Source organism: Streptomyces sp. NPDC005955 (assembly GCF_042871255.1).
In the GTDB taxonomy this organism is placed as follows: domain Bacteria; phylum Actinomycetota; class Actinomycetes; order Streptomycetales; family Streptomycetaceae; genus Streptomyces.
The window spans coordinates 20,309-27,391 of the sequence record NZ_JBIAIF010000027.1; the positions used below are offsets into that span (position 1 = coordinate 20,309).

6 protein-coding genes are annotated in these 7,083 nt (G+C 70.7%); all 6 read left to right on the forward strand.

All coding sequences use genetic code 11. From position 1 onward, the window contains the following. Window positions 1-194: 194 nt before the first annotated feature. Window positions 195-1,256 carry an extracellular solute-binding protein gene (locus ACFYOU_RS33100; RefSeq protein WP_391310974.1) on the forward strand — a complete coding sequence of 354 codons (1,062 nt, stop codon included), beginning with the start codon at window positions 195-197 and terminating at the stop codon, window positions 1,254-1,256. Window positions 1,257-1,318: 62 nt separating this feature from the next. After that, the gene (locus tag ACFYOU_RS33105) at window positions 1,319-2,362 is read left to right on the forward strand and encodes an ATP-binding cassette domain-containing protein (protein ID WP_391310976.1); all 1,044 of its coding nucleotides are present in this window, start codon (window positions 1,319-1,321) and stop codon (window positions 2,360-2,362) included. Then, entirely contained in the window at window positions 2,359-4,167 is a 1,809-nt protein-coding gene (locus ACFYOU_RS33110; RefSeq protein ID WP_391310978.1) for an ABC transporter permease subunit, read from the forward strand. Before ACFYOU_RS33105 ends, ACFYOU_RS33110 begins: the two co-directional genes overlap by 4 nt. Window positions 4,168-4,183: 16 nt before the next feature. Further along, window positions 4,184-5,089 (forward strand): glycerophosphodiester phosphodiesterase family protein, encoded by a 906-nt coding sequence (locus tag ACFYOU_RS33115; protein WP_391310980.1) that lies wholly within the window; start codon window positions 4,184-4,186, stop codon window positions 5,087-5,089. Window positions 5,090-5,093: 4 nt separating this feature from the next. Further along, window positions 5,094-6,146: a substrate-binding domain-containing protein gene (locus ACFYOU_RS33120; protein WP_391310982.1), complete on the forward strand. Its 1,053-nt coding sequence runs from the start codon at window positions 5,094-5,096 to the stop codon at window positions 6,144-6,146. 261 nt (window positions 6,147-6,407) lie between these two features. Then, window positions 6,408-7,083, forward strand: a 676-nt coding sequence (locus tag ACFYOU_RS33125) for a hypothetical protein (protein WP_391310984.1), incomplete at its 3' end; no start/stop codon positions are given.

A 7,083-nucleotide genomic window follows, 5' to 3' on the forward strand; every position in this document is an offset into this window, starting at 1 on the left:
CTTGAGTGAAGAGAGAGCCACCGTGCGCGACGGGGTGCCGGAGTGGGCGAGCTTCCGTGTGTGGATGCCGTTCGTTCATCTGCCGGCCGCTCCGAGGTCCATGAACGCGCGTTCAGTGTGGATGAACGCGCGTTCATCCCTCCATCGAACGGGCCCGGCGCCATGAGCGACCAGGGCCGGAACGGAACGAAACGATGCGCAAGACCATCCCGGCCGCCGTTGCGACGCTGGCCACCGCGCTGATCGCCACCGGATGCAGCTCGCCGTCCGGGGCGAGCGGTTCGGGCGACTCACAGAGCCTCGTCGTCTACAGCAACTCGGTGTCCGACGGACGCGGCGAGTGGCTCAAGGAGGAGGCCGAGAAGGCGGGCCACTCCCTCCAGTTCGTGGACCTCGGCGGTGGTGACGTCCAGAACCGGCTGCTCGCCGAGAAGGCCAACCCGGTGGCGGACGTCACCTTCGGCCTCAACAACGTGTACTTCGAGAAGCTCAAGGGGGCGGGGGTCCTCGACGGCTACACCCCCGCCTGGTCCGAGGAGGTCGACGCCTCGCTCGGGGACGCCGAAGACAAGCAGTTCTGGCCCATCGTGCGCGAGCCGATCATGCTGGTGTACGACAAGGGCGCCTACTCCGACGCAGCCCAGGCCCCGTCCGACTGGCCGGACCTGTGGACCGAGGAGGAGTTCCGGAAGAAGTACGAGGTACCCACCGAACTCGGCGGTGCCACCACGCAGATGGTGTTGGCCGGCATCCTCAGCCGCCACCGCGACGACCGGGGCGACCTCGGCATCAGCCAGGCCGGTTGGGACGCCGTCGAGTCCTACTTCGCGCACGGCGTGCCCTCCGTGCCGAACACGGACCTGTACGCGCAGATGGCCGCCGGCAAGGTCGCCGCGGGCCAGATGTGGCTGTCCGGCAAGGCCACCCGCGAGGAGCAGTACGGGATCGAGACCGAGGCCGTCAAGCCGAAGACGGGCGTTCCGATGGTGGTGCAACACGTCGCGCTGGTGAAGGGGACCGAGAAGGCCGACGCGGCGAAGGAGTTCATCGACTGGTTCGGCAGCGCGGACGTCCAAGCCGCCTGGTCCGCCGAGTTCCACACCGCACCGACGAACGAGGGCGCACTGGCGGAGGCGGACGCCGAGGCGGTGAAGGTCACCGACTCCTTCACCGAGCAGGACATCGACTGGTCGTTCGTGGCGGGCAACCTCGACCGCTGGACCGAGAAGATCGAACTTGAGTACCTCCCCAACTGACCCCGCTGCCCGGGCGGTCGGTCTCCACCGTCCGTCGTCCTCGACCCGGCCCAAGGACCACTATGATCACCTTTGATGACGTTTCGGTGAGGTTCGGCACCTTCGAAGCGTTGCCCTCCTTCTCCCTCCACATCGCGGAAGGGGAGTTCTTCACCCTGCTCGGACCCTCCGGGTGCGGGAAGAGCACGGCGTTGCGCGCGGTCGCCGGGTTCGTGGACCTCAGCGCCGGGGACGTCCTCGTCGGCGGCAGGAAGGTCACCCACCTGCCGAGCGGCAAGCGCGAGGTGGGGATGGTCTTCCAGAACTACGCGCTGTTCCCCGGGATGAACGTGCGCGAGAACATCGCCTTCGGGCTGCGCGCGCAGAAGCGGCCGGGCAGCGAGATCGACCGGCGGGTCAACGAGATCGCGGATCAGGTCGACCTCTCGCAGGAGCAGCTCGTCAAGGGGGTGGCGGAACTGTCCGGCGGTCAGCAGCAGCGCGTGGCGATCGCGCGCGCCCTGGTCATGCGGCCCAAGGTGCTGCTCCTCGACGAGCCGCTGTCCAATCTCGACGCGAAGCTGCGCCGCCAGCTGCGCATCCAGCTCAAGGAACTCCAGAGCCAGTTCGGGATCACTACCATCTACGTCACCCACGACCAGGACGAGGCCCTGTCGATGAGTGACCGCATCGCGGTGCTCGACCGGGGGCGGATCGAGCAGGTCGGGACGCCCGAGGAGGTCTACGAGCGGTCGGCGAGCGAGTTCGTGTGCACGTTCATCGGTGAGGTCAACCGGCTGAGCCCGCGGCTGGTGGGTGCCCTCGCCGCCGATGGCGCCCCGGAACTCGACCCCGCCGAGTCGACCTACGTCCGGATCGAGAAGATCGGCCTGGTGCGGGAGGGGCAGCCGCACGGGGGGCCGTCCGTCCGCGGGACCGTCCTGTCGCGCACCTACCACGGGACGCACAGCGTGTACCGCCTGCGCACCGAGCACGACGAGCTGCGGGCCGTACTGAGGGACGGCGACGGGCCGCACGTCGCGGCGGGTCAGGAGGTCGACCTCGTCTTCGACCCGGCGTCCCTGATGCGGTACCGCGGTGCGTCGACGGCCGGGGGGCGGGGATGAGCCGCGCACTGCGGACGATGCTCCGCTCGCCCGTGGTCGTCGTCGCGGGCGTGGCCCTGGCGTGGTTCGTGTTCACCTTCCTGATCTATCCGAACGCGGTGCTGCTGAAGGAGGTCTTCGCGCCCGGGGGCTCCTTCAGCGGTCGCGCCCTGCAGAAGCTCTGGTCGTCCGAGCGCGCGCTGGACTCGTTGCGCAACAGCTTCGTGCTGGCGGCCGTCCTGACCGTCACCGTGAACGTGCTCGGAGTGTTCATCGTCCTCGTCACCCGCTACTTCGCGGTCCGCGGCGCGCGTCTGCTCTGGCTCGGGTACGCGACGACCCTCGTCTACGGCGGTGTCGTCGCCGTCTCGGGGTACTCCTTCGTCTACGGCGAGACCGGTTTCGTGACACGGCTGCTCCTCGGGGTGGCCCCGGGGTGGGATCCCGCGTGGTTCTCGGGGATGTTCGCGGTCGTGGTGGTGATGACCCTCACCGGCACCGGGTACCACATGCTGTTCCTGTCCTCCGCCCTCGCCCGGCTCGACCACCAGACCATCGAGGCAGCGCAGCAGTTGGGGAGTTCGCCGTGGCGCATCCTGCGCACGATCGTGCTGCCCGTGCTCAAGCCGACCCTGTTCGCGGTCACCGTCCTGACGTTCCTCGGCGGGCTGGCGGCCTTCGCCGCGCCCCAGGTCCTCGGCGGCCGGGAGTTCCAGACGATCACCCCGATGATCCTGACGTTCTCCGGCAACCCGGGCTCCCGCGACCTGGCCGCCACCCTCGCCCTGGTCCTGGGGTTGGCCACGCTGCTGCTGCTCGCCGTGCTGAACCGGATCCAGGCGCAGGGCACGTACTTCTCGGTGTCGAAGGTGTCCACGGCGCTGACGAAACAGCGCATCGGCAGTCCGGTGGCGAACGCGGTCGTCCACGTGCTCGCCTACGCCCTGTTCGTGGTGTACCTCGTGCCGCCGCTGCTGATCGTGCTCTTCTCGTTCACCGATGCCGCGACGATCGCCTCGGGCGACCTCGGTGCCGGCAGTTTCACCCTCGCCAACTACGAGCGGGTGCTGACGGATGCGGCGGCGTCCTGGCCGTTCGTGGTGAGCGTGGGGTACGCGGCGGTCACCGCGGTCGTCGTCCTCGTGATGATGCTGTTCGTCGCCCGGATCCTCCAGAAGTTCGTCAACGTCGTCACCGTCACCGTCGAGTACCTGCTGCACATCCCGTGGGTCCTGCCGAGCACGCTGACGGCACTGGGGCTGATCATCACGTACTCCGTGCCCCGACTGCCGGTGGGCGGGGCGGTGTTGAGCGGGACGGTCGGCCTGCTGGCCGTCGCGTACGTCACGGCCAAGATCCCGTTCACCCTGCGCATGCTCAAGGCCGCCTACGCGAGCATCCCGGTCTCCCTGGAGGAGGCGGCGGCCCTCCTCGGCGCCGGCACGCTGCGCACCTACCGTCGGGTGCTGCTGCCGTTGGTCCTCCCGGCCGCGGCGGCCGTCAGCGCGCTGAACTTCACCAGTCTGCTCGACGACTACGACACGGCCGTCTTCCTCGCCCATCCGCTCTACCAGCCGCTCGGCATCGCCATCCAGAACGCCACGCGGGGCGAGGGCACCAGCGACGCCACGGCCCTGACCTTCGTCTACACCGTGCTGCTGATGGTCATCTCGACCCTCGCCATGTGGTTCGTGTACGGCCGCAACAGCGGTACCGGGAAACGCCGTTCGGCCCGCTGGCCGCGACGTCGGCCGGCGCCCGCCGGCGGGCGGACCACCACCACTGCCACCACTGCCACCACCGCTTCGACGGCGTCGACCGTCTGAGGGAAGGAACCTCCCCGTGTTCGGACAGATGCAGTACCGGAACGTCAACGCGCTGTTCAACGCCCACCTCGCGCAGCGCACCCCGCTGATCGCGGCGCACCGCGGTACGGGGCTGGGCAATGTGCAGGAGAACACCGCCGACGCCGTGGAGGCGGCCCTGCGGCAGGGCGCCGACATGGTCGAGTTCGACGTCGTCCGGTCGGTCGACGGCGTGTTCTTCCTCCTCCACGACGGCTACGAACGTCATGCGTTCGACCTCGACGTCGATCTGCGCACCCTGCGGGCGGAGGAGATCCGGGCCCTGCGGTACCGCTGGACCCGCCATGACGCCCCGGTCACGGAACTGGGAGACGTGTTCGAGCGGTTCCGCGGTGAGGTGCTGTTCAACGTGGACCGGTCGTGGTGGTACTGGGACGACCTGTTGCCGTTCGCCGACCGCTACGACATGGCCGGGCAACTCGTCTTCAAGAGCCCGGTGGAGGAGGTGTGGTTGGAGAAGCTGCGACGGCATCCCGTCAAGTACCCGTTCCTTCCGATGGCGCGCTCGCTGGCGGACGTGGACGCCGTGCTCGGTGACCCCGACGTCAATCTGGTGGGCGTCGAACTCCTCGCCGTCGGAGAGGGCGACGCGTTGGCCCGTCCCTCCGTGGTCCGGGACCTGCACGGGGCAGGGCTGGCCTGCCTCCTCAACGCACTCAACCTCGCGAACGGCGTGCCCCTCTTCGCCGGTCACGACGACCACACCTCCGTCTTCGGTGACCCGGACGACGGCTGGGGGTGGCTCATGGAACACGGTGCGGACATCATCCAGACCGACTGGCCGGACCTGCTGGCCCGCTACCGGCAGCAGGTCCGCGGCACCCTGCCGCGGCGGTACCACCGTCGCGGCGAACCGGCCGCGGGTGCGCGGCGGACGGGGTGAGCAGGTGCGACCGCGTTCCGCGTCCGACGGCGCGTCCCCGCTGCGGGTCACCATGGAGACCGTCGCCGCTGCGGCCGGGGTCTCCCGGGCGACCGCCTCGCGCGTGTTCTACGGTTCGACGCCGGTGTCCCCGGGTACGAGGGACGCGGTGTACGCCGCGGCGGAGCGTCTCGGATACGTCCCCAACACGATGGCCCGCTCACTGGCCGCGCACGGCTCCGACGTCCTGGGCCTGCTGGTGCGCGACCCGACCAACCCGGCGTACGGACTGCTGTTCAGCGAGTTGCAGGCCCGGGTCAGCGGGGCCGGACTCCAGATGGTGACGGTCGCGCCCTCCCGGAACGAGGGCGCCCAGTACGAACGTCAGGCGCTCAACCGGCTGCTCGGGCTGCGCGTCGGCGGCATGTTCGTCGCCACCGGAGTGATCCGCGCCCACATGCTGGAACCGTTCCTCGACCTCGTGCCGGTCGTCGTGGTCGGGCGGCCGGAACCCCATCCGCGCATCCACAGCGTGTCCTACGACGAGGACGACAACGCGGCGCAGCTCGCCGACGCCGTCGGGGCGCAGGGGCACCGCTGCGTGGCGGTGGTGACGCCCAGTGCCGACAACTCCGTGCCCGAGCACCGGCGCGGCGTGGCGATGGCCCGCCGGCTGCGTCAGCACGGCATCCGGGTGTACCCGATCGACTCCCCCACGTTCGGACGGGCCGAGGAAGGCGGACGGGAGGTGATCGACCTCCACCGCGCGGGCCGGATCACCGCGGCGATGTTCCCCTCGGACTGGCGTCTGCTCGCCTTCCTGCCCCTCGCCCAGGCGGCGGGCGTCCGGGCACCCGAGGACCTGTCGCTCACCGGGTGCGACGGGATCCTGCCCGGCATCGACCTGTTGGGGTTCACCACCGTGCGCATCCCGGTGGAGCGGGCGGCGGGGCGCGCGGTGGAGGTCATGCGGGCCCTGCGGGACGACCGGGACCGGGCGCCCGCCGCACAGGAACTGCTGCCCGGTGTCTTCGTGCCCGGCCGCACCCTGGGACCCGTACCGGGGACCGCGCGGTGAGGTCCGTCCGACGTCGACGGGCCCCGCCGGCCGGGGGGCGTGGCCGTCCGTGCGGGGTCGGCGGGGCGGCCGACGGTGCCGGGGGACACCGTCGGTCGGGTAGGTTTCCCGGCAGTTGACCGGTGCGCCAAGCGGCTGTGCGCCGGAGGTGCGACACGGGGGCTGCGGGTGCGGACGGGGAAGAGGAACGGCGGACGGCAGGCGGTCCTGCTCGATTGTTGGCGGGCGGTCGAGCTGTTCAGCCCTCCCAGCATTCCCGAGGTGCCTCGACGGCGGAGCGCAGCCCGGTCCGGAACCTCCGACCAGCACGTCCTGGACCTGGTACCGGCTGCCGGACGGAGCGCTCAGACGCTGCCCTGGGCACCCGACCACCCGGACACCGCCGCGCGCCGTGCACCGTCCGGGATGATGTGGCGGCACGAGGTCTACGGCGGGGTCTTCGACCTGGAGCTGTTGCGGCAGGCGATGATCGCCGTGCTGCCCGCCGGTTCGGACCCGGACCCGGGGGTGCCGCAGGACGAGCTGGTGCTGTCGGGCCAGAGTGCGATGTTCGCCCTCGTCGTGGACGAACACGGGCTCCTGGTCGAGGACACGTCCGTGGTGTCCGCGTGCGGCTGGGCCACCGGCCGTCTCTTCGACCCGGGTCCGTCCGCTGCGGGCTGGTTGGACGGCTTCGACGAGTTGAGCGAGGCGTTCGCCCGCGCGGTCGACGAGCTGACCGCCACCCCGATGCCCTACGCGTCCGCCGGGTCGTCGGCGGTTCCCCCGGGGCCGGGGGCGGCCTCGCGCGGGTGGCAGGAGTTGCTCACCGAGATCCTGGGCGGCGCCGCGGCCGGTGCGGTCGGTGCGCTGTTCGGGGACGTCACCGGCGCGGCGGTACGGGGCGCCACCGAGCCGTTGGTGCGGCGGGCCGCCGACTGGGCGGCGCGGCGCGCCG

What these genes read in the sequence shown, in the direction of transcription:
- ACFYOU_RS33100 (WP_391310974.1), top strand. Translation starts at nt 195, where the DNA reads ATGCGCAAGACCATCCCGGCCGCCGTTGCGACGCTGGCCACCGCGCTG.
- ACFYOU_RS33105 (WP_391310976.1), top strand. Translation starts at nt 1,319, where the DNA reads ATGATCACCTTTGATGACGTTTCGGTGAGGTTCGGCACCTTCGAAGCG.
- ACFYOU_RS33110 (WP_391310978.1), top strand. Translation starts at nt 2,359, where the DNA reads ATGAGCCGCGCACTGCGGACGATGCTCCGCTCGCCCGTGGTCGTCGTC.